Origin of the sequence: Pseudonocardia hierapolitana (assembly GCF_007994075.1) — a bacterium.
Lineage (GTDB): Bacteria > Actinomycetota > Actinomycetes > Mycobacteriales > Pseudonocardiaceae > Pseudonocardia > Pseudonocardia hierapolitana.
Genome location: NZ_VIWU01000001.1, coordinates 4,910,300 through 4,935,407, shown reverse-complemented (window position 1 = coordinate 4,935,407; position 25,108 = coordinate 4,910,300). Strand labels below are relative to the sequence as shown.

The 25,108-nt window shown below is 73.3% G+C and carries 21 protein-coding genes and 1 pseudogene; 14 read left to right on the top strand and 8 right to left on the bottom strand.

The features are described 5' to 3' along the window. Positions 1-175: 175 nt before the first annotated feature. Positions 176-850, top strand: coding sequence for a FadR/GntR family transcriptional regulator (locus tag FHX44_RS23590; RefSeq protein ID WP_147257783.1), 675 nt, complete (start codon positions 176-178; stop codon positions 848-850). Between the two features lie 69 nt (positions 851-919). On the opposite strand, the gene FHX44_RS23585 is transcribed toward FHX44_RS23590, so the two are convergent. Both FHX44_RS23585 and FHX44_RS23580 read right to left on the bottom strand, forming a co-directional pair. Beyond that, positions 920-3,436: an ABC transporter permease gene (locus tag FHX44_RS23585; protein WP_147257782.1), complete on the bottom strand. Its 2,517-nt coding sequence runs from the start codon at positions 3,434-3,436 to the stop codon at positions 920-922. After that, entirely contained in the window at positions 3,436-3,795 is a 360-nt protein-coding gene (locus FHX44_RS23580) for an ATP-binding cassette domain-containing protein (protein ID WP_281287907.1), read from the bottom strand. Before FHX44_RS23580 ends, FHX44_RS23585 begins: the two co-directional genes overlap by 1 nt. 203 nt (positions 3,796-3,998) lie before the next feature. On the opposite strand from FHX44_RS23580, the gene FHX44_RS23575 reads away from it, so the two are divergent. Then, positions 3,999-5,111, top strand: a complete 1,113-nt coding sequence (locus FHX44_RS23575; protein ID WP_147257781.1) for a sensor histidine kinase — start codon at positions 3,999-4,001, stop codon at positions 5,109-5,111. Between the two features lie 81 nt (positions 5,112-5,192). Then, complete coding sequence (locus FHX44_RS23570) at positions 5,193-5,375, top strand: hypothetical protein (RefSeq protein ID WP_147257780.1); 183 nt, start codon at positions 5,193-5,195, stop codon at positions 5,373-5,375. Between the two features lie 72 nt (positions 5,376-5,447). Here FHX44_RS23570 and FHX44_RS23565 read toward each other — a convergent pair whose 3' ends face one another. After that, entirely contained in the window at positions 5,448-6,146 is a 699-nt protein-coding gene (locus FHX44_RS23565) for a hypothetical protein (protein WP_147257779.1), read from the bottom strand. A gap of 110 nt (positions 6,147-6,256) precedes the next feature. On the opposite strand from FHX44_RS23565, the pseudogene glgB reads away from it, so the two are divergent. Next, positions 6,257-8,446: pseudogene (gene glgB / locus FHX44_RS23560) on the top strand (1,4-alpha-glucan branching protein GlgB); the annotation flags it as partial. 674 nt (positions 8,447-9,120) lie between these two features. Here glgB and FHX44_RS23555 read toward each other — a convergent pair. Next, the gene (locus tag FHX44_RS23555) at positions 9,121-10,275 is read right to left on the bottom strand and encodes a glycosyltransferase family 87 protein (RefSeq protein WP_170309000.1); all 1,155 of its coding nucleotides are present in this window, start codon (positions 10,273-10,275) and stop codon (positions 9,121-9,123) included. Between the two features lie 154 nt (positions 10,276-10,429). Between FHX44_RS23555 and FHX44_RS42255 the strand changes: the two genes are divergently transcribed. The 3 genes from FHX44_RS42255 to add all read left to right on the top strand — a co-directional run bounded on the left by FHX44_RS42255 (position 10,430) and on the right by add (position 14,392). Then, positions 10,430-11,776: a neutral zinc metallopeptidase gene (locus FHX44_RS42255; protein WP_170308999.1), complete on the top strand. Its 1,347-nt coding sequence runs from the start codon at positions 10,430-10,432 to the stop codon at positions 11,774-11,776. 418 nt (positions 11,777-12,194) lie between these two features. After that, a complete protein-coding gene (locus FHX44_RS23540; RefSeq protein WP_147257777.1) occupies positions 12,195-13,202 on the top strand; it encodes a LacI family DNA-binding transcriptional regulator in 1,008 nt (335 codons plus the stop codon). Between the two features lie 161 nt (positions 13,203-13,363). Then, positions 13,364-14,392: an adenosine deaminase gene (add, locus tag FHX44_RS23535; RefSeq protein WP_246170547.1), complete on the top strand. Its 1,029-nt coding sequence runs from the start codon at positions 13,364-13,366 to the stop codon at positions 14,390-14,392. A gap of 66 nt (positions 14,393-14,458) precedes the next feature. Here add and FHX44_RS23530 read toward each other — a convergent pair whose 3' ends face one another. After that, entirely contained in the window at positions 14,459-15,370 is a 912-nt protein-coding gene (locus FHX44_RS23530; protein ID WP_147257776.1) for a tetratricopeptide repeat protein, read from the bottom strand. Between the two features lie 314 nt (positions 15,371-15,684). Here FHX44_RS23530 and FHX44_RS23525 point away from each other — a divergent pair, with 314 nt between their 5' ends. Further along, positions 15,685-15,978 (top strand): hypothetical protein, encoded by a 294-nt coding sequence (locus FHX44_RS23525; RefSeq protein ID WP_147257775.1) that lies wholly within the window; start codon positions 15,685-15,687, stop codon positions 15,976-15,978. Between the two features lie 52 nt (positions 15,979-16,030). Here FHX44_RS23525 and FHX44_RS23520 read toward each other — a convergent pair whose 3' ends face one another. Beyond that, positions 16,031-16,333: an MTH1187 family thiamine-binding protein gene (locus FHX44_RS23520; protein WP_147257774.1), complete on the bottom strand. Its 303-nt coding sequence runs from the start codon at positions 16,331-16,333 to the stop codon at positions 16,031-16,033. 224 nt (positions 16,334-16,557) lie between these two features. Here FHX44_RS23520 and FHX44_RS23515 point away from each other — a divergent pair, with 224 nt between their 5' ends. From FHX44_RS23515 to FHX44_RS23505, 3 genes are all read left to right on the top strand, one after another. Continuing rightward, the gene (locus tag FHX44_RS23515; RefSeq protein WP_147257773.1) at positions 16,558-17,085 is read left to right on the top strand and encodes a MarR family winged helix-turn-helix transcriptional regulator; all 528 of its coding nucleotides are present in this window, start codon (positions 16,558-16,560) and stop codon (positions 17,083-17,085) included. A gap of 503 nt (positions 17,086-17,588) precedes the next feature. Then, on the top strand, positions 17,589-18,494 hold the full coding sequence (locus FHX44_RS23510) for a pentapeptide repeat-containing protein (RefSeq protein ID WP_147257772.1): 906 nt from the start codon (positions 17,589-17,591) through the stop codon (positions 18,492-18,494). A gap of 4 nt (positions 18,495-18,498) precedes the next feature. Then, positions 18,499-19,602, top strand: coding sequence for an NsdA family TPR-like regulatory protein (locus tag FHX44_RS23505; protein WP_147257771.1), 1,104 nt, complete (start codon positions 18,499-18,501; stop codon positions 19,600-19,602). Between the two features lie 85 nt (positions 19,603-19,687). On the opposite strand, the gene meaB is transcribed toward FHX44_RS23505, so the two are convergent. Further along, complete coding sequence (gene meaB, locus FHX44_RS23500; RefSeq protein ID WP_147257770.1) at positions 19,688-20,659, bottom strand: methylmalonyl Co-A mutase-associated GTPase MeaB; 972 nt, start codon at positions 20,657-20,659, stop codon at positions 19,688-19,690. 2 nt (positions 20,660-20,661) lie between these two features. Next, the gene (locus FHX44_RS23495; protein WP_147257769.1) at positions 20,662-21,852 is read right to left on the bottom strand and encodes an acetyl-CoA C-acetyltransferase; all 1,191 of its coding nucleotides are present in this window, start codon (positions 21,850-21,852) and stop codon (positions 20,662-20,664) included. 119 nt (positions 21,853-21,971) lie between these two features. Here FHX44_RS23495 and mce point away from each other — a divergent pair, with 119 nt between their 5' ends. The 3 genes from mce (at position 21,972) to FHX44_RS23480 (ending at position 25,068) form a co-directional block, all read left to right on the top strand. Next, a complete protein-coding gene (mce, locus tag FHX44_RS23490) occupies positions 21,972-22,403 on the top strand; it encodes a methylmalonyl-CoA epimerase (RefSeq protein WP_147257768.1) in 432 nt (143 codons plus the stop codon). Positions 22,404-22,512: 109 nt separating this feature from the next. Next, positions 22,513-23,844, top strand: a complete 1,332-nt coding sequence (gene ccrA, locus FHX44_RS23485; RefSeq protein ID WP_147257767.1) for a crotonyl-CoA carboxylase/reductase — start codon at positions 22,513-22,515, stop codon at positions 23,842-23,844. Positions 23,845-23,934: 90 nt separating this feature from the next. Then, complete coding sequence (locus tag FHX44_RS23480) at positions 23,935-25,068, top strand: coiled-coil domain-containing protein (protein WP_147257766.1); 1,134 nt, start codon at positions 23,935-23,937, stop codon at positions 25,066-25,068. Positions 25,069-25,108: the final 40 nt, after the last annotated feature.

Genomic DNA, 25,108 nt, shown 5'->3' with positions numbered 1-25,108 from the left:
GGTGTGTCACGAGGAGCTCCTCGGGGATCGGTCCGGAACGGACCGGCGCGCGGCGGCACCCACGGCGGGGTGCCGGTCCTCAGGCCCCGCCGTGGCTGCGAAGGAGAAGGGCGCTCCACGACACGTCGGCTACGCTAACAGCCCTCAGGTTCTCAGACAAGCAGAGAGGTGTGCCGTGGCGAAGCTCGAGCGGCTCCCGCTGGCCACGCAGGCGGCGAAGGTGATCCTCGACCGGGTCGCCTCGCAGGAGTGGCCGGTGGGGTGGAAGCTGCCGGGGGAAGCGGCGTTGGCGGCCGAGCTGGGCGTCGGTCGCTCCACCGTGCGCGAGGCGATCCGGGAGCTGGCCGGGCGGGGGGTGCTCGCGACGCGGCAGGGCGCAGGCGTGTTCGTGATCTCAGCCGAGCCGGTGGAGGACTGGGAGACGGTGCTGCGCCGCGCCGGGATCGCCGACATCGTCGAGGGCCGGATCGCCATCGAGACCGAGTCGGCGCACCGGGCGGCCCAGCGGCGCACGCCTCGGGACCTGCTGGTGATGCAGAAGGCACTGGCCCGGCGGGCGGAGGCGGCCCCCGACGCGAGCGACGCCGAGTACGTCGACGTCGACCTGGAGTTCCACCGCGCCGTCGTCGCCGCGGCGCACAATCCGGTGCTGGCCGACCTGTTCGACTCGTTCCGGCCGCGCGTGCGCGAAGCGATGATCGACATGGTCGCCCTCGCCGGGCCCGCCGCGCGCTCCCCGCACGACCAGGACGTGCACGCCGACATCGTGGCCGCGATTCGCGACGCCGACCCCGAGCGCGCCGCGGCGGTGAGCCGGGCACACCTGGTCCGGATCCATCAGACCCTCTGATCACGAAGGGCGCAGTGCCGCGCATGGCGGACTTCATCAGCCGCCGGCCGAGCGCGGTCGACGAGGGTTTCAGTCGAGGGACAGCCCCGCGGCCGGGGTCACCCGAGCGGCCCGACGAGCCGGGAGAACACCGGCGAGCAGCCCGGCCAGCGCGGCAAGGAGGACGACGACGCCGAGCTGCAGCCACGGGACCTGCAGGGGGACCTCGTTGAGGGCCCGCTCCACGAACGTCTCGTAGCCGACCCAGCCGAACCCGATGCCGATCACGGTGCCGAGTCCGGTGGCCGCCACCGACAGCAGCATCGCCTCGGCCGCCAGCATCAGCCGCAGCTGCGTGCGGGTGAGCCCGAGCGCGCGCAGCATCGCGTGCTCCCGGGCGCGTTCGAGGACGGACAGGCCCAGGGTGTTCGCGATCCCGATCACGGCGATCGCCACGGAGATGCCGAGCAGGCCGAGCACCGACAAGGTGAGGTTCCCCAGCGTTCGGTCCTCCGCCGCCCGGGCCTGCAGCTGGTCGTCGACCTCTGCCCCGACCGTACCCGCCAGTTCGTCCAGGGCTCCGACGAGCTGCAGCGCGTCCGTGCCGGAGGTGACGCGGACCCAGATGGCGTGCGGCTGCGGGGAGTCGGTGAGCCTGGCCAGGGTGTCGGGCGCGACCACGCCGGCCGGGCCCCATCCGGAGGCCTCGTGCAGCTCGTGGGTCGAGCGCACGCCGACGACGACCCGCAGCCGGGCCTCCCGGTCGCCGATGCGCACCGTGACTTCGTCACCGGCCCCGATGTCGATCGGGTCGCTGCCCGGGTCGGCAGTCAACGCGTGGGGATCGATCCTGATCTCACCCGGCTCGACATGGGCGAACGCCCCGCCGTCGCGGGCGACCTGCGCCGCGTCGGGCGCGGTGAGGAGCGGGATCGGGTCGTCGAGCCCGGACATCCGGGCCACGGCGCCGTCGACCGGTATTGCCTGCTCGACGCCGGGGGTACGACGGACCTGGTCGAGCAGGTCGGCGCCGAGCGGCGTCCCGGACGAGGTGAGCGCGGCGTCGATGGGGTGCTCCACGCCGCGTTCGGCGTCCGAGGCGGCACGCATCGTCGCCGATCCGGTGAGCACGGCGGTCGTCAGGGTGACGCAGACCAGCAGGGAGGCGGTGGTGGCGGCGGTCCGGTGGGGGTTGCGCACGGCGTTCGCGGTCGCCAGTCGTCCGGCGGGGCCGAGCGGTGCTCCGGCGATCCGGATCAGGCGGGGCACGAGCATCGGCCCGACGAGCAGCACGCCGGCGGCCACCGCTGCTCCGCCGGCCAGCATCAGCACCGTGTTGTCCTGGGCCATCGCCGTCCCGAGCAGGACCGGCCCGGCGACCAGCCCGAGCCCGGCGAGCGCCAGCCGCGTCCGCCCGGTGGCCGTGCGTGCGTCGAGCGCGGCGTCCGTGCTCCCACCCACCCGCAGCGCCGCCAGCGGGCTCACCCGGACCACGCGCCGGGTCGGCAACCAGGACGCGAGCAGGGTGACCAGCAAGCCGACGGCGAATCCGCCCAGCAGCCATGGCCAGAACGCGGTCAGCTCGGGGGCGATCGCCGACATGACAGGCGAACGGGTATTGACGACGCCGCTGCGGGCCGTGGGCACGAGGGCGTTGATCAGGGCGATCAGCCCGTAGCCGAGACCGACGCCGACCAGGACGCCGGTCAGCGACGCGAGCACCCCGACGGCGGCCGCCTCCCGGCGAACCGAACCCAGCACCTGCCGGCGGGTCGCGCCGACGCAACGCAGCAGGGCGAAGTCGCGCACCCGCTGCGCGAACAGGATGGAGAACGTGTTCGCGATGACCAGGACCGAGACGACGACCGCGATGGCGGCGAACAACAGCGGCATCAACGACCACGTGTCCACCGCGTCGTGCATCTCGGCCTCGCGCTCGGTCGCGAACTCCTCCGGCGACTGCACCTTCGCGCCTTCCGGGAGCGGGCCTCGTATGTCCCCGCGCACCGCCACCGAGCCCAGGTGGAGGGGGTAGTCGCGCCATCGCAGCAGCTGCGGCCAGGTGACGTACGCCGAGGCCATGGCCCCCGCCGCGGGCGACTCCACCACGCCGACCACTTCGACGTCGGTCGCTCCTGAGCCCTCGCCGATCCGGATCCGGTCGCCGATCGCGATCTTCTCGGCCTGGGCGAACCAGTTGTGCAGCACCGCCTCGCCCTCGGTCGCCGGGAAGCGGCCCGTCACGAGCTGCTGCCAGCGCATCTCGGGAGAGCTCGCGATCGGCGCCACCAGAATTCTGGAGAGCGGCCGACCGTCCACGTGCGCCGGTGGGCGGCCCCGGCCGATTGCGGCGGCGTTCTCGCCGTGTCGTTCGGTGAACGCGATCACCTCGTCCCGGTCCATCTGGGACCCTGGCCAGACCGCAGGCGAGACCACGTGGTCGGCGTTGCGGAACGGCGACCCGGTGCCGTCCACGAGTCCGCTCTTGGCCCCGGCGGTGAGCACCCCGATCACGACGACGAACGCGACCGAGGCGATCACCGCGATCCCCGCTGCCACGTACCGGCGGACGTGGATGCGCAGGGAGGCGAGGAGGACGGTGCGCATCAGGCGATCAGCCCGTCCTGCATGGTGACCACGTCGTCGGCGAAGGCCGCGGCGTCGCGGTCGTGGTTGACCATCACGACGGTCTGGCCCAGCTCGCGCACCGACCGGCGCAGGTGCTCCAGCACCTCCGCCGAGGTGGTGGAGTCCAGGTTCCCGGTGGGCTCGTCGGCGAACAGCAGATCCGGCCCGGTGACCAGCGCCCGGGCGATCGCGACCCGCTGCTGCTGGCCACCGGACAGCTCCGCGGGCCGGTGCCCGAGCCCGTCGGCCACGCCCAGGGTCTCGGCGAGCGTCTGCGCACGTTCCCGGGTCGCGTCGTCGACCCGCACACCGCCCAGCAGCCGTCGGGGCGGGGCCATGTGCCGTGCCGCGGGCGCGCCGAGGGCGGAGGAGGACGAGGACACCGAAGACCGGGCTGCCGTTCGCGCTGGTCTGCGGTACGTCATGCCCCCAGTCAACGCAGCCGGGCGTTGCCGGCACGTATCCGGTTTTCGATATGCCGACGATATGCGCCGGCTCGTAGCATCGAGGCATCCGGGGCCCGGGGGTGAGGGAGCAGACCGTGGACAGGCGGCCCGGGTTGAGCGTTCGCCTCAAACTCACCCTCAGCTATGCCGGGTTCCTCATGCTCGCAGGTGGCCTGCTGCTCGCTGTTGTGTGGGTGTTCCTGCTGCGAAACTCGCGCAGCGGTGCATTCGTCCCCAACCTCTCCGGCCTCCTGCGGATCTTCGACTCAGCCGCCTTCGGCCCACGCGTCTTCGGCTCGGTGGCAGCCGCAGTGATGGCGTTCCTGCTGGTGTTCGGTCTCGTGGGAGGGTGGATCCTCGCCGGCCGCATGCTCGCGCCCCTGACTCGCATCACGGAAGCCACCCGCATGGCCACGAACGGATCGCTCTCCCACCGGATCCGGCTACCGGGCCGCGGAGACGAGTTCCGCGAACTCGCCGACGCCTTCGACACCATGCTCGCCCAGCTCGAAGCACACGTCGCCGAACAGCGGAGATTCGGAGCGAACGCCTCTCACGAGTTGCGCACCCCGTTGGCGATCTCGAAGGCACTGCTCGACGTGGCCCGCACCGATCCGAACTGCGCCACCGGCGAACTGGTCGACCGCCTCCACGCCGTCAACACCCGAGCGGTCGACCTCACCGAGGCACTACTCCTGCTCAGCCGCGCCGACCGGCGGACTTTCCCCCGAGAACCCGTCGACCTGTCCCTCCTCGCGGAAGAGGCCACCGAAACGCTGCTCCCCCTCGCAGAAAAACGCAGCCTCACCATCGCGACCTCCGGCGACATCGCCCCCGCCACCGGTTCACGCGCGCTTCTGCTGCAGGTGACCACGAACCTCGTGCACAACGCGATCGTCCACAACCTGTCCGAGAAGGGCACCGTGTGGGTCACGACCAGCGTTCACCCCCAGACTGTGGCGATCACGGTCGAGAACACCGGCGAGAAGCTCACGCGGGAGTTGGTTTCCACACTTGCCGAACCGTTCCAGCGCGGCACCGAACGCATGCACAACGACCACGCAGGTGTCGGCCTCGGCCTGGCGATCGTCACGACCATCACACAGGCACACGACGGAACCCTCACCCTCACCCCACGCCCCGACGGCGGGCTCCGCGTCACGGTGGAACTACCCGCCGCACCAGGACCGTCGGGGAGGATGGTGTAGGTGGCCCGACCCGCGACAGAATGCTGATCACACGAGGAACGAACGTCCTCGGCACTCATCGGGCGGGAGCATCATCGGAGGATGCGATTCGCGCTTCCCGCCGTCGGCGTCGTCCTCGTCCTGGTCGGCGCCGTGTGGACCCTGCAGGGCAGCAACTTGCTCGGCGGCAGCTTCATGTCCGGTTCCCGGCTGTGGCTGGTCATCGGGCTGGTAGCCCTGGTGGCCGGGATCTGGCTGTTGGTGCGGGCGGTCCGGCGCGCCTGAGCGGCACGGGCGCGCCCCGGTTCAGCGCGTCGCCACGAAGGGCCATTACGACGGGGGCGCTCCCAGGCCGGGTCAGCTCTGCGGGAAGGCTCCGCCGGCCGCGAGGTGGGCGATGAGCCCGTGCAGGTCGTTCCACGCCGTCCAGCGGCTCACCACGCACGCCGCCTGCGCGTAGACCTGCGCGTCCTCGCCTGCGTCCCGCAACCAGGCGTCGAGGGTCTCCGGCAGCGGCCCGGTCGGCTCGACGCGACACCGGTCGGGCGCTCCCTCGGGCAGGAGGTAGCGCGGGTCGTCCGACACGAGGACGGCGAGCCCCTCGTCGAACCACTGCGGCACGGACGCCCGCCCGAGCCGGGCGCGCAGCTCGACGTGGGTGAGCTCGTGCGCGGCGATGACCGGGTCGATGCCGCGCGGGGAGAGCATCACCGCGCGGTACAGCACGGCGATCCCGCGCTCGCGGCCACCGCCGATCCGCGTGTAGCACTCCTCCGTCAAGCAGACGAGGACGTCGGGTTCGCTGCGCAGGTCTCCGAAGTACTCCTTGACGCGCTGCGTCCCCTCGTCGACGGCGTGGATCACCTCCCGGTGCTGCACAGCGGTGAGGCCGGGCTCGACGTAGAGGCCCGGCCGCTCCTGCTCGAGCCCGTAGCAGCCGGGACAGGTGATGGCGGCGACCGACGGGAACGCCACCACCACACCGACGAGTGCGGCCACGAGGACCGCCACGACCGCGACCGCCGCGAGCCGCCACCACCTGCCGGACGCCGACACATGGCCCAGTTTGGCGGACCGTGACCGGGTCGTTGCGCCCAGAATCGGCGACCTTCCGCCCGGCGCAATAAGGTGCGCGCGTGGATCGTGAGGAGAACCGGACCCAGACGATCAGCGGTCGGATCGACCCGTGCCCGCCGGACCCGCACACGATCGACCGGCTGCTCGGCGGCGCGCACCATGACCCGCACTCGGTCCTCGGGGCGCACCCGCACTCGGACGGCACCGTGGTGCGCGTGCTGCGCCCGCACGCCGACGGGGTGGAGGTCGTGCGCGAGGGCGGGGAGGGGTTCCCGCTCGCCAAGGTGCACGACTCCGGCCTGTTCTCCGGTGTGGTGCCCGGGCCGCCCGCCGACTACCGCCTGGCGGTGCGCTACGGCGATCGGGTCGACGTCGTCGACGACCCCTACCGCTGGCTGCCCACGCTCGGCGAGATCGACCTGCACCTGATCGGGGAGGGCCGGCACGAGCGGCTCTGGGACGTGCTCGGCGCGCACGTGCGCAGCTACGACACCCCCGCAGGCCCCGTGACCGGCACGAGTTTCGCGGTGTGGGCCCCCACCGCGCAGGGCGTGCGCGTCACCGGCGACTTCGACGGCTGGACCGGCTGGGCCCACCCGATGCGCGTGCTCGGCGGCTCGGGTGTCTGGGAGCTGTTCATCCCCGGCATCGCGCCCGGCACCCGCTACAAGTTCCGCATCCTCGGCCGCGACGGGCGCTGGCGCGACAAGGCCGACCCCCTCGCCTTCCGCACCGAGGTCCCGCCGGCCACGGCCTCGATCGTCGATGCGTCGGGCCACGAGTGGGGCGACGAGGAGTGGATGGCGGCACGTGCGCTGCGCCAGGCGCACGCCGAGCCGATGAGCGTCTACGAGGTGCACCTCGGCTCGTGGCGGCCGGGTCTCGGCTACCGCGAGCTCGCCCACGAGCTGGCCGACTACCTCGGCCAGATGGGCTTCACGCACGTCGAGCTGCTGCCGGTGGCCGAGCATCCGTTCGGCGGCTCCTGGGGCTACCAGGTCACCTCCTTCTACGCGCCCACGGCCCGCTTCGGCACGCCCGACGACTTCCGCTACTTCGTCGACCACCTCCACCAGCGGGGCTTCGGCGTGATCGTCGACTGGGTGCCGGGGCACTTCCCCCGCGACGAGTGGGCGCTCGCCAAGTTCGACGGCGGCGCGCTCTACGAGCACGCCGACCCGCGCCGCGGCGAGCAGCCCGACTGGGGCACGCTCGTGTTCGACTTCGGCCGCCGCGAGGTGCGCAACTTCCTCGTGGCCAACGCGCTCTACTGGCTCGACGAGTTCCACATCGACGGCCTCCGCGTCGATGCCGTGGCCAGCATGCTCTACCTCGACTACTCCCGCCCCGAGGGCCAGTGGCTGCCCAACGTCCACGGCGGTCGCGAGAACCTCGACGCGGTGGCGTTCCTGCAGGAGATGAACGCCACCGTCTACCGCCACCACCCCGGCGTCGTCACGATCGCCGAGGAGTCCACGGCCTGGCCCGGCGTCACCCGCCCCACCCATCTCGGCGGCCTCGGCTTCGGGTTCAAGTGGAACATGGGCTGGATGCACGACACGCTCGACTACGCCGGGCGCGACCCGATCTACCGGGGCTACCACCACAACCAGATGACGTTCTCGCTGATGTACGCGTTCAGCGAGAACTTCGTGCTGCCGCTGTCGCACGACGAGGTCGTGCACGGCAAGGGCTCCCTGTGGGGTCGGATGCCGGGCGACGCCTGGAACAAGGCGGCCAACCTGCGCGCGCTGCTGGCGTACATGTGGGCGCACCCGGGCAAGCAGCTGCTGTTCCAGGGCGGCGAGTTCGGCCAGGAGCGGGAGTGGTCGGAGTCCCGGTCGATCGACTGGCACCTGCTCGAGGACCCGCTGCACGGCGGCGTGAAGACCCTGGTCGGGGACCTGAACCGGACCTACCGCGCCACGCCTGCGCTGTGGACGAAGGACTTCACCCCCGAGGGCTTCTCCTGGATCGACGCCAACGACGCCTCCGGCAACGTCCTGAGCTTCCTGCGCCACGGCGTCGACGCCGACGGCAAGCCCACCGTGCTCGCCTGCATCGCCAACTTCTCCGGCAGCCCCAAGCGCGACTACCGCGTCGGGCTGCCCTTCGCCGGCCGGTGGCGCGAGGTGCTCAACACCGACGCCCAGATCTACGGCGGCTCCGGGGTCGGGAACCTGGGCGCCGTCGAGGCCGAGCGGACGATGTGGCACGGACGGCCGGCGTCGGCCGTGCTGCAGCTCCCGCCTGCCGGCGTGCTGTGGCTCGTGCCGGAGCCGGGTGCCGGTGCGGTGCGCCGCCGAGCCGCGACGGCCCCGGCAGCGGCCCCGGCGGAGACGGCGACGGCCGCCCCGGCGCTCACCGGGACCGCCCCCACCGGGCCTGCGGCCGACGAGCCCGACCTCGCCGCCGAGGTCCCCGCGTCCGACTCGCCCGAGCGCGCGCCCGCTCCGGATCCGGTCCCGAGCGAGAGCACGGGCGATCCGGCCCTCGACGCGGAGGTCCCGGCGTCCGACGCGCCCGAGCGGCCGTCGGCCGTCGCCGGTCCGGCCGCGGTCAGCACGGGCACCAGCGCACCGGTGACCCGTCCGGCCACCGGCCCTGCCGAGCCCGCGCCGTCGTCGCCGAACGGCCTCCGCCACACGGCGCCGGATGCTGCGGCACCGGGCGCCACGCCGCCGGATGCCACGGCGCCGGAGGCCAGTGCGTGGGATGCCGCGCCGTGGAGCGCGGCACGGGCGGGCGACACCGCCCCAGCCGCCCCACCCGCCGAACCGGGCCCGGACCCGGATGAGATGGACACCGGCGAGCTGCCCACCGTGTCCGGCACCGCGTCCGGTCACGCCGTCCCGGAAAGCCCTCCCGCGGGGGCTGACACCGTGCTCGACGACGGCCCGGCCGCCCCGGTCGCCGCCGACGCCCCCGATGAGGCGCCGCCGACGCCCGCGGTTCAGCCCGACGCCACCGGGTCGGCCACGGGCTCGTCCGCCACCCGTCGCACGGACGACGACAGCAGCACCGCCCAGTAACCGACCAGGATCGCGCAGTAGAGCGAGCGGGCCAGATCGGCGCCGACGCCCTCGGGCGGCCAGTCGGCGTTCCACGACACCGGGATGACGGCGAGCGCGAGCCCGGCCGCCGTGAGCGCGCCGAGCCCGAGCGGCACCAGCGCGAGAGCGCCGGGGAACAGCAGCATGAGGTAGTTGTGCCAGGCGATCGGGGAGAACAGCAGCCCGGCCGCGAGCACCGCCCACGGCGCGGTGCCGGCCGGGTCGATCCGATCCCGGCGGCGCCCGATCCAGACGAGGGTGCCGACGAGCACGGCCAGCCCCGCCAGCATGCCGAACACGGACGGCACGCCGAACCGCACGGCGAGCCCGGGCAGCGAGGCGTTGTCGACGGTGTCGGGCACCGGCTCGGTGAAGGCGATCTTCAGCCACTCGACCGCGCTGGACGGCCCGGCGACGAGCACGCCCGCGAGGGTGGCGATCGCCGCCGCTGCGACACCGGCCCGCAGCGGCACCCAGCGGCGCTGGACGGCGAGCAGGAGCAGGACCGGCGCGAGGGAGGGCTTGAGCGCAACCGTCACGCCGTACAGGACGGCGGCGAGCACCGGGTGCCCGCGCCGCTCCGCGATCCAGCCCGCGACGAGCCCGGCGAGGAGCAGCGGGTAGATCTGGCCGAGCACGAGCGTGCCGTGCAGCGGGGAGGAGGCCAGCACCGCGACGAGCGCGAGCGCGGTGGCGGTGCGGGGCAGCCGCAGCTCCCTGGCCACGGCGAGCACCGCGGCCGCCACCAGCAGCAGCGTGAGGACCATGAACACCCGGTAGGCGGTGAGCGCGTCCAGCCAGGCGAACGGCACGAGCAGCACCGTGAGCAGCGGCGGGTTGAGGTTCGTCAGCTTCGCCGGTGTGTCGTAGATGTCACCGCCCGCCACGAGGGCGACGGCGGAGTGCCAGAACGTGTCGAAGTCGACGTGCAGGTCGCGCATGTCGGGCCCCGGCAGCATCGTCACCAGCGCGTCGGAGTGCCGCACGTGCAGCACCACCGTCGCGACGAGCGACGCCAGCACGAGCACACCGGATACCACCCGGCGCGCCGTCACGAGGCTCCCGCGCGGCGCCGGAGGGGCCCGATCGGGTCCTCGGCTCAGCAAGGGCCGTCCGTTCGTCAAGGACACGGTGCCTGACGCTATCCGGCCGCGACGTGTTCGGCCGAACCGCTCCCCCGCAACGGCTCGGCAGGTCATCATGGGGCGCGTGTCAGCACCGATCGACCGGCTCGCCGGCCTCGTTGCCGCTGTCCTGATCCTGACGAGCGCATGCAGCCAGGTGGTGTCCGGGAACGCCCGGCCACTGGCCACGGCTCCCACGCCCGCCACCCCCGCGAGCACGGCCCAGTCCGATCCCGCGGGGCGGGTCGCGGAGGCCACCGCCACGGCGCTGCAGGAGTTCTGGCGTGCCGAGCTGCCCGCCGCCTTCGGCCGCGAGTGGCGCGACATCAGCTCGTTCACCGCCGTCGAGACGCAGGACCCGGCGACCCCGCCACCGCCGTGCGTCAACCGTGCTGCCGACCTCGCCGACCAGGCCTTCTACTGCCCGTCGGCCGACGCCGTCGCCTGGGACGCCGACGGGCTGATCCCGGCGCTGCACGACCGGTTCGGCCCGGTGGGCGTTGCGGTGGTGATCGCGCACGAGGTGGGCCACGCCGTGCAGTCGCGGCTCGGCGTCGACGACCAGCAGGGCCGCGATCCGCAGCGGTTCCCCACGATCCTGCTGGAGTCGATGGCCGACTGCTATGCGGGCGCCGCGCTCGCCCACTTCGCCGAGGAGCCGGTCGCGGGCCTCCCGCTGGGGCTGCAGGAGCGCGACAAGGCGATGCAGGCGCTCGTCGGGTTCCGCGACCCGCTCGGTGTGGCGGCGGGCGACGAGTCGGCGCACGGCAACGCGTTCGACCGGGTCTCCGCGTTCCAGGACGGCTGGACCGAGGGCGCCACGCTCTGCGCCGGCATGACGCTCGAGAACCGCACGTTCACGCAGCGCCGGTTCGGCTCCGAGGCCGACCTCGCGCGGGGCGGCAACCTGCCGCTGCGGGAGCTGCTCGCGTTCGTCGAGCGCGACGCCGCGGAGTTCTTCGGCGGCCTCGCGCCCGGTTGGGACCCGCCGCAGCTCTCCACCGGTGGCGCCTGCCCCGTCCCCGAGCTGGCCGCGCAGGGGCCGGCCGCGTACTGCCGCGAGGACGGCGGGGTCGCGGTCGACGTCGCCGCGCTCGAGCGGCTCCACGAGGAGATCGGCGATTTCGCCGGCGCCACCGTGGTGGCCGGCCGCTACGGGATCGCGATGCTCGACGCCTCCGGGCGATCACCGGTCGGGACGCCGGCGGGCGCGGCCACGACCTGTCTCACCGGCGCCTACACCGACAGGCTGTTCGACGCCGCCGAGGGGTTCCAGCTCTCCCCCGGCGACCTCGACGAGGCCGTCCAGGTGCTGCTGGCCGCCGACTGGGTGGCCCGCGACGCGGCAGGCGCGTCCGACCCGGCCGACCACGGGTTCGAGCGCATCGGACGGTTCCGCACCGGGCTGCTCGAGGGAGCGGCCGCCTGCTGACTGCTTCACCGCGCCCGCGGTCATCCCGTTGTAGAACCAGCGCTGCAGGAGCAGGAACACCACCAGCGTCGGCACGATCACGATCTCGACGTCCGGGTGGACCTCCTTGAAGCGCCGCTCGTAGTCGGTGAAGACGGTGTCGACGATGTCCGTGCGATGGGTGAGCACGGTGATCTCGCCCGAGATCGGGCCTCCCCCTCCCGAGCTGCCTGGGCTCTCCCGCCACCACCGCAGGCGGCCAGGGTGAGCGCCGCGACGGCGGCGAGGGACACGATCGTCGTCGATCTCACGGCTGCTCCTCGGGGCGGAGTCCGCCGGGCCAACGTAGGAGGACGGAGGTTAACCGGTCGAGAGGCCGGTGTCGTGCAATGCGGGAGCGTCTGTGGCCCGTGGGTGAGAACCCGTTAACCTTCGCCCGATGCACCGTCCGACCATCTCCGACATCGCGGCCAGGGCAGGCGTGTCCAAGGCCGCGGTGTCCTACGCCCTCAACGGCCGCCGGGGTGTCTCCCCCGCCACCCAGGCGCGCGTCATCGCCATCGCCGAGGAGCTCGGCTGGACGGCCAACAACGCCGCCCGCGTGCTGTCCGGGGCGAGGGCGGGGGTCGTCGGGCTCGTGCTCGCCCGCCCGGCCCGCACGCTGGGTCTCGAACCGTTCTTCATGGAGTTCATCAGCGGGCTCGAGCAGGAGCTCTCCAGCCGCGACACGGCCCTGCTGCTGCAGCTCGTGCCCGACCACGCCGCAGGCCTGAAGACCTGCGCACGCTGGCAGGGGGCCCGCCAGGTCGACGGCACGATCGTCGTCGACCTCTTCGACGACGACGACCGGCTCGTCCCGCTGCAGGAGATGGGCCTGCCCTTCGTCGTGGTCGGAGACGCGCGCGACCACCCCGGCGTCACCTGCGTCCGGACCGACGAGGTCGCCGGCATGACGCAGATCGTCGAGTACCTGGCGGCGCTCGGCCACCACCGCATCGGCCGCGTCGCCGGCCTGGAACGGCTGCGGCACACCGTCCAGCGCACGGAGGCGTTCCGCGCAGCGGCTGAGCGGCTCGGGCTCGAGGAGGTCGTGCAGCAGTCGGACTACTCGGGGGAGGACAGCACGCGCGCCACGCGCACGCTGCTCGCCCAGCGCGACCGACCCACGGCGATCGTCTACGACAACGACGTCATGGCAGTCGCGGGGCTCGCCGTCGCGAGCGAGATGGGCGTCGAGGTGCCCCGGCAGCTGTCGGTCGTCTCCTGGGGCGACTCGGTGCTCTGCCGGCTCACCCACCCCGCGATCACCGCGCTCGCGCACGACCCGATGGCCTACGGCGCGCACGCCGCCCGGCGGCTGCTCGAGGTGATCGACGGCGCTCCGCCCCGTGCGTTCCTCGAATCCGCCCACACGCTCGTACCGCGGGGAAGCACCAGCCCGGCTTGACGCGACGGGCACCGGCCGAGAAGCTGTGGCTCATGGATCTCCGGACGGCCGAGCTGCTCCGGCGGCCGCTGTACGGGCAGTGCTACGACCGGGGCGACGCCGACTGGTAGAGGCGTACCGCCGCCCGCCGTCCCGTCCCGCTCCTTCCGAGAGGTCCGTCCGTGTCCACGTCATCCGTGGCGGCGTTCGTCGCTGCCCTGCCCAAGGTCGAGCTGCACCTGCACCTGGTCGGCTCCGCCTCGCTCGACACCGTCCTCGCACTCGCCCGCCACCACCCCGACGGTGGCGTCCCCACCGACCGCGACGAGCTGCGCCGCTTCTACACGTTCACCGACTTCCCGCACTTCCTCACCGTCTACCACCGGGTGAACCTGCTGGTCACGACCGGCGCCGACGTCGTCACCCTGCTCGACGGACTGGCAGGCGAGCTGGCCACGCGCAACGTGCGCTACGCGGAGGTGCAGGTCACGCCCGTGCGCAACCGCATGGCCGGGATCAGCTACGCCGACCTCGCCGCGGCGCTCGCCGACGGCCGGACGCTCGCGCGCGAACGACACGGCGTGCAGCTGGGCTGGGTATTCGACGCCGACGCCACCCTCGGCCCTGCGGGGGCCGAGGAGACGGTCGACTTCGCCATCGGGCACCGGCCGGAGGGCACGGTCGGCATCGGCCTCGGCGGGCCGGAGGTCGGCGTCCACCGGGCCGACTTCGCCCCCGCCTTCCGCCGCGCGGTGGCCGCCGGGCTGCACAGCGTGCCGCACGCGGGCGAGACCGTCGGCCCGGACGAGGTGTGGGCCGCGGTCACCGAGCTGCGCGCGGAACGGATCGGGCACGGGATCGGCGCCGCCGGGGACCCCCGGCTCATGGAGCACCTCGCCGAGCACGGCATCCCGCTCGAGGTGTGCCCCATCTCGAACCTGCGCACCGCCGCGGTTCCGGACATCGCCGCGCACCCGCTCCCGACGCTCGTGGCGGCCGGCGTGCCGGTCACCCTGGCCACCGACGACCCCGGCATGTTCCACACCGACCTCGACGCCGAGTACCTCATCTGCCACGAGGCGTTCGGCATGGGTGTGCCCGAGCTGGCCGAGATCGCCCGCACGGGCGCCCGCGCCGCCTACTGCTCGCGCGAACTCCGCGACGAAGTGCTGTCCGAGATCGACCAGGTGGAGGCCGCGCACACCCCCTGACTCGGCACGTTGGAGCAATATCGCTGATGTCGGGTCGCCCAACAGCGCTATGGCTCCAAGGTGCCGTCAGTAGAGGGCGCGGGCGAGCGCGCGCCGGGCCGCGCTGACGCGCGCGTCGTCGACCGGGAACAGCTCGAACAGGCCCACCAGGTGTTCGCGCACGCGGTCGCGGTCGTCGTCCGCCGTGCGCGCCACCGTCGCGACGAGGCGGTTGAACGCCGCCTCGACGCGGTCGCCGGCCACCTCGGCATCCGCGGCGGCCAGCTGCGCGTCGACGTCGTCGGGCGCGGCGTCGGCGCGGGCCACCGCGGACGGGTCGGCCGACTCCGCTCGCGCGAGGAACCGCACCTGCGACAGCGCGGCCTTCGCCTGCTCGTTGGCCGGCTCGGCGGCGAGGATCTGCTCGTAGGCCGCCTCGGCGGCGGGGTAGTCGCCGCGCTCGAGGGCCTCCTCGGCCGCGGTGAACCGCGGGTCCTCGGGCTCCTCGGCGGGCTCGCCGTCCGCCGCCCCGGCCTCGGCCTGGGCGATGGCAGGCATCCGCTCGCGCAGCGCGTCGAGCAGAGCACCGATCCACTGCCTGACCTGCGGCTCGGGGAGGGCACCCGTGAACGCGTCCACCGGCTGCCCGCCGGCGACGGCCACCACCATCGGGATGGACTGGACACCGAACGCCTGCGCGATCCGCGGGTTCGCGTCGACGTCGACCTTGGCGAGGATCCACGCCCCGTTGCCGGCCTCCGCCAGCCGCTCGAGCACCGGCGAGAGCTGCTTGCAGGGCCCGCACCACTCGGCCCAGAGATCGATGACCACCGGGACCTGCAGCGAGCGCTCCAGCACGTCGGCCTGGAAGCTCTGTTCGGTGACGTCGAGGACGAACCGGCTCGCGCCGCCGTCGCCCTCGGACAGTGGCGCCGCCTTCTGGCGGGTGGCCGCCTCGGAACGGGCCTTCAGCGCGGAGAGATCCACCGCACCTGCCATCGCACGCGAGAGTGCGGCCGTCTGTGCAGCCTGACGAGGATCGGGTCGAGACACGTCGTTCATCCTGCCACCGGCGACGGAACCGCGCGCGGCCGTCGAACATCCACCGAACGGGTGCTGATCGAACGGGAACTCGTCATCGCGCGCACTCACAGTGTGCGATCCCACGATCGCGCTCCGCCACCGATCACCGGACCGGGCGAGCACCAGACCAGCCGGGCACTCGTTGAGCATATGGGAGTGATCAGATGGTCGCTCTGCGTAGACATCCGCTCGGCCGCACCCCGCGGCTTCCCTCACGCGAAGGAACCTGCATGAGCACGGAGAACACCGTCGCCGACCGCCTGCTCGAGGACGCCCGCAAGAAGACCGCCAAGAGCGAGAGCCCGGTGCTGGGCAAGGTGGCCCTGATCGTGGGGGCGATCGCCCTGCTCGTCAGCCCGATCTCGATCGTCGGCTGGATCGTCGGCGCCGCGGCCATCGGCCTCGGCGCCGCCGCGATCCGCCGCCCCGCCTCCGCCAAGCAGGCGAAGATCGCGATGGGGCTCGGCGTCGCGGCGATCCTGATCGGCGTCTTCTTCTTCACCCTGAACGTCGCCATGGGCTGACGGCACGGGACGCGAGAGGGCCGCACGGCGATCGTGCGGCCCTCTCGGCTTCTCAGCCCTCGTCGAGGGCGGCCTCGACCCGTTCCACCTTCGACCGCAGCTGACCGGTGTAGCCGGGCCGGATGTCGGCCTTGAGCACCAGGCTCACCCGCGGCGCGTGGGCCTGCACCGCCTCGACGGCACGCTTGATCACCGCCATCCCCTCGTCCCACGTCTCCGCCTCGATCGTGGTGAACATCGACGTGGTCTCGTTGGGCAGGCCCGACTCCCGGACCACGCGGACGGCGTCGGCGACCGCCGCACTCACACTGTCGCCGGGCGTGCCGGCCGGCGCGATGCTGAAGGCGAAGAGCATGGCGCCCACGATGCCCCAGCCGCCCCGACGGACGCGACCCGAGGCGAGGGCGCGGCGTCAGCCCCCCGGAGGCGGCCGGAACGGCACACCCACGAGTCGATCACCACCGCTCGACAGCAGGCGATCGGCTCGCCGCGATCGGCGCCTCCATCCGGTACCGGACGGCGACCTGACCTGCCCGCACTCCCCGGCTCGTGACAGCAACACTGCTAACGTCGCGACTCATGGCCAGTCGGCAGCCGCTGCCCTTCGACCCGATCCTGCGCGCCGCCGAGCTCTGGGACGAGCGGATCGGCCCGGCCCGCACCATGGCCGCGGTGACCAGCGTGATGCGGGTGCAGCAGATCCTCCTCTCCGCCGTGGACGGCGCACTGCGGCCGCACGGCCTGACCTTCGCCCGCTACGAGGCGCTCGTGCTGCTCACCTTCTCCCGGACCGGACGGCTGCCGATGCGCGTGATGGGCGAACGCCTGCAGCTGCACCCCACCAGCGTGACCAACATCGTCGACCGGCTCCAGGCCGACGGTCTCGTGCGCCGGATCCCGCATCCCACCGACCGGCGTGCCACCCTCGTGGAGATCACCGATGCCGGCTCGTCGCTCCGGGAGGCGGCCACCAAGTCGGTGACCGCCATCGACTTCGGACTGAGCGGCCTCACCCCTGACGAGGAGTCGCAGCTCACCGCCCTGCTGGGCCGGGTGCGGCGGGCGGCGGGCGACTTCGAGGAGCGCGACGGGGAGTCCCGCCCCTGACTCCCGCACCGGCATGCGCGCTCGCACGTCGACCGCGGTCGGCGCGCCGACGCCGAGGCCGGCGTGAGAGCTCCCGGCCCGGCGCGGCCACCCCCTGATCGGCGCGCGTGAGGCCCGCCCTCCGCCTGCGCGTCCCGCTCACCCCTGCGCACCCTTCCCGCCCTCGCCGTCAGCAGGCGGCACCGGGTGCCCGGTACGACCGGGCCACGAGCGCATGGGCGCCGCACGGCCCGACCGGCTCCGCCTCCTTCTCCGCCGCGCGCCATGACGGTTGCCGCCGCCGGAGGACGCCCCCGTCCGCCTGCGCCTGCGCCGCCCGGCCGCGCAGTACCCACCGATCGCGCCACCCGCCGAAGCGGCCAGCGCCCAGACCGAGCACGTCGTGATATCCACCAGCGCTCTCCTTTCCGCTGCTGTCGCCCTGTTGCGGCAACCCCGTTGACACTAGGTCGCATCCCCGACATCCTGGAATCGCGACGGACCGAACTGCGGGGGGATGAGCTGTGAAGGGTCGGCTGATGCTGCTGGCCACGGTGCTGTCGGCGATCGCGATCAGCGTGGCCACCACCGTGGTGCTCGTGCTCGTCGAGCCCACCGCCCCGCGGTCCGAGGCCATCCGCACGGGAGCGCTGAGCGGAGGCGCGGTCGTCGCGCTGTACGCCCTGTGGCTCAACGACCGCAGGCGCCGGGTCGAGGAGGACCGCCACCAGCTGGAGGGCGTCAAGGTCGCCGACGAGCGGTTCGCGCGATCGGTGGAGTTGCTCGGCAACGAGGCCGACCAGGTACGGATCGGCGCGCTGCACTCGCTGGTCTGGCTGGCCGGCTCCAATCCGCGCTACAAGCAGACCGTCCTCGACATCCTGTGTGCGTACCTGCGCAGGCCGTTCGACCACCCGGAGCTGCGGGACGAGCCCGCGGCCCCGGGCGCCGCAGCGCAGAGCGCCCCGGAGGCCGACCGCGAACGGGAGGTGCGGTTCACGGCCCAACGGCTGATCGCCGACGTGCTCCCGTGGGGCGAGGATCCGGACCGGCGCACCTACAACCTCGATCTCTCCGGTGCGTGCCTGGATCACTTCCGGCTGGAGGGCAGGCGGATCGGGCGGTTCACCGCTCGCCGCACCCGGTTCCACGGCGTCACGCGGCTCGGTCGGATGGAGGCGGCCAAGCCCGTGCTGTTCACGGATGCCTCCTTCTTCGGGCGGCTCGACCTGCGCGAGGCGCGGCTCGACGGCGGAATCTCCTTCCAGCACACCCGGTTCGGCGACGAAGTGGTGCTCGACAAGGCCGCCATCTCCACGTTCCTCGACATCAGCACCACCGCACCCACGGGTCAGCAGGGCAGGATGGCCGTCAGCCCGCAGACCCGCATCGACGGCACCGTCGAGGGCTGGGCCCTGGACGGGGTCTAGCACCATGACCGGACGGGTCGGGAAGGCCGAGCTGCGGGCGGCGCGGGCGGCGCGTGGCTGGTCGCAGTCCCAGGCGGCACGGGAGCTGGCTGCGCTCGCCCGGTCGAGCGGCGCCCCGGTGGCGGGCGCGGCGAGCCTCAAGACGCTGCTCTCCCGGTGGGAGAACGGCCACGCGGTGCCCGAGCCGCAGTACCGGGCCCTGCTCGGCGAGCTCTATGGCCGCACGCCTGCGGAGCTCGGCATCGCGGGCCCGCCCGCCGATCCGGAGGTAACCGGCGCAGCGGCCCGGTTCAGGGCCGCACTGGCCGCGGCCGCGGCGGTGGACGATGCCGTTCTGGAGCTGTGGCGCGAGCAGCTCGACGTCGCCACTCGGCTCGACCACGAGCTCGGTACGGCGGGTGCAGGAGAGGTCGTGCGGGCACTGGTCGAGCGGCTGGACGAGACGGTCCGCCACGTGATCGACCCGCCCCGCCGCACGGCGGTGGCTGCCGTGCTGGCCCCGGCGGCGGCCATCGCCGGGGCCCAGGAGCTGGATCGCGGCCGGCCGGACCTCGCGTGGCACCGCTACGGCCGCGCCCGCACCGCGGCCATCGAAGCGGGCCTGCCCGAGACGGCCGCCGACGCGGTCGCCGGACAGTCCACGGTGCTGGTCGACGTCGGCGAGGCCACGGCGGCCGTCGCCCTGCTGGACGCGGCCGATGAGCAGCTCCCCCGCCCCGCACGTGCGCGGCTCGCGGGCGCGCGTGCCGTCACCGCGGCCGCGCTGGGGGATGCCGCGGGCGCTCGCCGCGCGATCGCCGCGGCAGACACCGCCGCGCCCACCGTCGGGGTCGAGCTCGTCGACCTGGACCGCTGGCACGGCCACGCGCTGGCCGTCCTCGGCGACCCGGCGGCTGCCCACCCCCTGCGCCGCGCGCTGGCCGCTCCACCCCGCTCGGTTCGCCACCGCGCCGCCGTCCACGCCGACCTCGCGCTGACGCTGGCCGCCGAACACCCCGACGACGCGGCGATCCACGCCCGAGCCGCCCGCGAACTCGCCGAACGCATCGGCTCGACCCGTACCCAGGAGCGCTTGGCCGCACGGCACCCACCGCCGCCTGCCCCGTGAACCGGCCTGCGCCCACGCACCAACACCCCGCCCACGCACCCCGAACGGGCCCACGCACCCGTCGATCGGCGGAGTCGCCGGCGCGCTATCGCGGCCCGCTGAGCCTGGCCGTCAGCTCGTCCGCCGCTCCGTACGGGTCGAGCTCGCCCGCCAGCACCCGCTCCGCGAGCTGCGGCAGGCCGGCGACGCCGCGGATGTCGCCGATCCGGCTGCGGTGCTGCTCGAGCGCGATGGCCTCGATCTCGGCCTCCGCCCTGGCGCGCCGGCGCAGGGCGCGCTCCCCGCTGCGATCGAGCCAGTCCCGGTGGGCGTCGAGCGCGGCCACCAGGTCGTCCACACCCTCGCCGCGGGCGGCCACGGTGCGCACGACCGGCCGGCGCCACGCGGGCTCGGCGCCCTGCTCCCCGAACGCGAGCATCTGCCGCAGGTCGCGAACGGTCTGAGAGGCGCCGTCGCGGTCGGCCTTGTTCACCGCGAACACGTCGGCGATCTCGAGGATGCCGGCCTTCGCGGCCTGCACTCCGTCACCCATTCCCGGGGCGAGGAGCACCACGGTGGTGTCGGCGAGGGCCACCACCTCCACCTCGGACTGGCCCACGCCCACGGTCTCGACGAGCACCACGTCGCAGCCGGCCGCGTCGAGCACGCGCATGGCCTGCGGCGTGGCCCAGGCCAGCCCACCGAGGTGCCCCCGAGTGGCCATCGACCGGATGAACACGCCGTCGTCCGTGGCGTGCTCCCCCATCCGCACCCGGTCGCCGAGCAGAGCCCCGCCGGAGAACGGCGAGGAGGGGTCGACGGCGAGCACCCCGACCTTCCGCCCCTGCTTCCGCAGGAGGCCGACCACCGCCGAGGTGGTGGTCGACTTCCCGACGCCGGGCGGCCCGGTCAGGCCCACGACGTGCGCACGTCCGGTGTGCGGGCCGAGGGCGGCTGCCACCTCGCGCAATGCGGCGTCGGCGCCGTCCTCGACGAGCGAGATCAGCCGTGCGACGGCCAGCTGCTCGCCGCGTCTGGCGCGCTCGACCAGCTCGGGAACGTCGGCCCGCCGCGGCATCCCTAGTGCGCCGCGGGCACCCGGATGATCAGCGCGTCGCCCTGGCCGCCACCGCCGCAGAGCGCGGCGGCGCCCACTCCCCCGCCGCGCCGGCCGAGCTCCAGCGCGAGGTGCAGCGCGATCCGGGCACCGGACATGCCGATCGGGTGGCCGAGCGCGATCGCGCCGCCGTTGACGTTGACCTTGTCCGGGTCGATGCCGAGCTTCTTCGTGGACACCAGCCCGACGGCAGCGAACGCCTCGTTGATCTCGACGAGGTCGAGGTCGGCGGCGGAGATGCCCTCCTTCTCGCAGGCCTTCTCGATCGCGTTGGCGGGCTGCTCGTGCAGGCTCGCGTCCGGGCCGGCGACCACGCCGTGGGCGCCGATCTCGGCGAGCCAGGACAGGCCCAGCTCCTCGGCCTTCGCGCGGCTCATCACCACCACGGCGGCGGCGCCGTCGGAGATCTGGGAGGAGGACCCGGCCGTGATCGTGCCGTCGGAGGAGAACGCCGGGCGCAGCTTCGCGAGGCTCTCGCCGGTGGTGTCGCCGCGCACCCCCTCGTCGGTGGAGACGACGAGCGGGTCGCCCTTGCGCTGGGGCACGGTGACGGGCGCGATCTCGGCGTCGAACGTGCCGTCGACCGCGGCCTTCGCGGCGAGCTGGTGCGACCGGGCGGCGAACGCGTCCTGATCCTCACGGGTGACGCCGTAGCGGGCGTTGAACTTCTCGGTGGACGCACCCATCGGGAGCTGGTCGAAGGCGCAGAACAGGCCGTCGTGGGCCATGTGGTCGAGCATCGTGACGTCACCGAACTTGAAGCCCGCGCGCGACTTGGGCAGCAGGTGCGGCGCCTGCGTCATCGACTCCTGCCCGCCGGCCACCACGATGTCGAACTCGCCCGCGCGGATGAGCTGGTCGGCCAGCGCGATCGCGTCGAGCCCGGAGAGGCACACCTTGTTGATCGTGAGTGCCGGCACGTCCATCGGGATGCCGGCGCCGAACGCCGCCTGCCGGGCGGGGATCTGACCGGTCCCCGCCGTGAGGACCTGACCCATGATCACGTACTGGACCTGGTCGGGAGCGACGCCTGCCCGCTCGAGCGCAGCCTTGATGGCGACGGAGCCCAGTTGGGCACCGCTGAAGTCCTTCAACGCGCCGGACATCTTGCCCATCGGCGTGCGGGCCCCGGCGACGATCACGGATCCGGACACGGCTGACCTCCATCGGCTGCGCTGGCGGGCGATCCGACGATACCCGCCGGTAGGGCCCATCGCGCCCGTGACGACTCGCACACCTGCCGGCACCCTGCGCGTCCGGTTATCGTCCGGAAATGGGAGAACACACGGTCCTCGCGATCGACCACGTCGGGATCGCGGTGGCGGACCTCGACGCGGCGATCGAGTGGTACGCCTCCACTTTCGGCCTGGTGGCCACGCACACGGAGACCAACGAGGAGCAGGGCGTCCGGGAGGCGATGCTGTCCGCCCCCGGCGACGCGGGGGCGGCCGTCCAGCTGCTCGCCCCGCTGCGGGAGGACTCGGCGATCGCGAAGTTCCTCCACCGCAGCGGCCCGGGCATCCAGCAGCTCGCATATCGCGTGGCCGACGTGGACGCGAGCTGCGAGGCCCTGCGGGCGAAGGGGCTGCGCCTGCTGTACGACGAACCGCGCCGCGGCACCGCAGGCTCGCGCATCAACTTCGTCCACCCGAAGGACGCAGGCGGCGTGCTCGTGGAGCTCGTGGAGCCGGCCGCGAACCACTGACGTGGGCACCGTCACGCCCCCGATCTGCACAGATCACGGTTACCCTACCGCCCAGTAATGAGTGCCCCCGACTACGAGTAGCCACGACTCGAGCCAATGGAGGCCAGCCGTGCAGGAAATCCGCGACGCCATCCTCGCCGAGCAGGACGACGCCCTCGCCGGGCTGGGCGTGCCCGACCACTACCGGGGCGTCACGGTGCACGCCGACGAGGTGGAGATGTTCGCCGGCATCCCGACGCGCGAGAAGGATCCGCGCAAGAGCCTGCACCTCGACGAGGTCGCGACACCGGAGCTGGGCCCCGGCGAGGCGATCGTGGCCGTGATGGCGAGCGCCATCAACTACAACACGGTGTGGACCTCGATCTTCGAGCCGATGCCGACCTTCGGCTTCCTGCGCCGGTACGGCCGGGTGTCGCCGCTCACGAAGCGCCACGACCTGCCCTACCACGTGGTCGGTTCGGACCTCGCTGGCGTGGTGCTGCGCACCGGTCCCGGTGTCACCCGCTGGAAGCCGGGGGACCGGGTGGTGGCGCACTGCCTGTCCGTCGAGCTGGAGAGCCCGGACGGGCACGACGACACGATGCTCGACCCGGAGCAGCGCATCTGGGGCTTCGAGACCAACTTCGGCGGGCTCGCGGAGCTCGCACTGGTCAAGTCCAACCAGCTCATGCCCAAGCCGGCCCACCTGACCTGGGAGGAGGCGGCCTGCCCCGGGCTGGTCAACTCCACCGCCTACCGCCAGCTCGTCTCCCGGCACGGCGCGGCGATGAAGCAGGGCGACACCGTCCTGATCTGGGGCGCGTCCGGCGGGCTCGGCTCCTACGCCACGCAGTACGCCCTGAACGGGGGCGCGATCCCGGTGTGCGTCGTGTCGTCGCCGCAGAAGGCCGAGATCTGCCGCAGGATGGGCGCCGAGCTGATCATCGACCGCAGCGCGGAGGGCTACCGGTTCTGGAAGGACGAGCACAACCAGGACCAGAACGAGTGGAAGCGCTTCGGCGCCCGGATCCGGGAGCTCACCGGGGGTGACGACCCGGACATCGTCTTCGAGCACCCGGGGCGCGAGACCTTCGGGGCGAGCGTCTACGTCACGCGCAAGGGCGGCACGATCGTCACCTGCGCCTCGACGTCGGGCTACGAGCACACCTACGACAACCGCTACCTCTGGATGAACCTCAAGCGGATCATCGGGTCGCACTTCGCCAACTACCGGGAGTCGTTCGAGGCGAACCGGCTGATCGACAAGGGCCTGATCCACCCGACGCTGTCGAGGGTCTACCCGCTCGACGAGACCGGCCAGGCCGCGCTCGACGTCCACACCAACAGCCACCAGGGCAAGGTCGGCGTGCTCGCGCTCGCCCCGCGGGAGGGACTCGGCGTCACCGATCCGGACAAGCGCGCACGACACGTGGACGCGATCAACCGCTTCCGTGGTGTCTGATCGTCCTCGCACCACCCACAGGGGTGAGGCTGTTCACCCCCGCAACGCTCAGCCGACCACCCTCTGAGGGCCGCCCGGTACGGTGAGTCCATGGCCGGGAACCCCTCTCCACCCCCGTCCGATGCCGGATTCGAGGTCGTTCGCAGGGGATACGACCAGGGGCAGGTCGACGCCCACCTGCGCCGGTTGGACGCCGAGATCAGCATCCTCGTGACCGATCGCGACGCGGCGCTCGCGCAGGCCGTGCAGCTGTCGAGGGAGCTGGACGAGGCACGGGTGCGGGCGGAGAAGCTGCGGTCGCAGGTCCGCACGCTGGCCAGCCCGAGCCAGAGCCCGCAGGGCACCACCGAGCGGATCCGGGCGATGTTGCGGCTCGCGGAGGACGAGGTCGCCGACATGCTCTCCCGCGCCGAGACGGAGGCGAGCCGGCGCACGAGGGAGGCCGAGGCAGAGGCCGCGCAGACCATCGCCGCGGCTCAGGCCGACGCCGACGCCATCCGCGAGGAGGGCCGCATCGACGCCGAGAAGATGCGGCAGGAGCTCGAGCAGGAACGCGAGGCGTTCGCGCTGGAGCGCGCCGCCGCCCTGGAGCGGCTGGCCGCCGAACGCACGTCCACCGAGGCCGACCTGGCGGCGCGGATCGAGGCGGCGGAACAGGAACGGGCCAGGGCGTGGGCGGAGTCGGAGGCCCGTCGCAAGATGGTGGAGGAGGACTTCACCATCGCCATGGACCAGCGGCGGGCCGAGTCGCTCTCCGCGCTCGCCGCCAAGCACGCCGCCGCCCTCCGGGAGGCCGAGACGCTGCGTGACTCGGCCGCGGCCAGGGCGCGCGAGGTGATCGCCCGGGCCGAGGAGCAGGCCCGGGAGCGCATGTCCGAGGCCCAGCAGCGGGTCGACGAGCTGGTCGCCGTTCGGGCCGGCATGGCCGAGCAGCTCACGCGCACCCGGACGATGCTCGAGGACACGCTCAGGTCGTTGGCCGTGCCGCCCGAGCAGCTCATCCCGTCCGCACGCACCGCGAGCGACGTTCCGGCTCCGCCTCCGTCGGACGTCGACGACGCCGGCGCGGTGGATGAGGAGGCCGACGAGGACGGGGAACCGGCCGACGGCGCGGACGACGGTTCCGCCGCGGACCCGGCCACCCAGACGGCGGCCGGCACCCCGGCCCGCCCCCCGTCGCGCCGCAGGCGCCGCCGCTCGAGGGCCGGCACGACCCACCGCTGACAGCTCGGTCGGAGCCTCTCCCGCCTCCGCCCCGACTCAC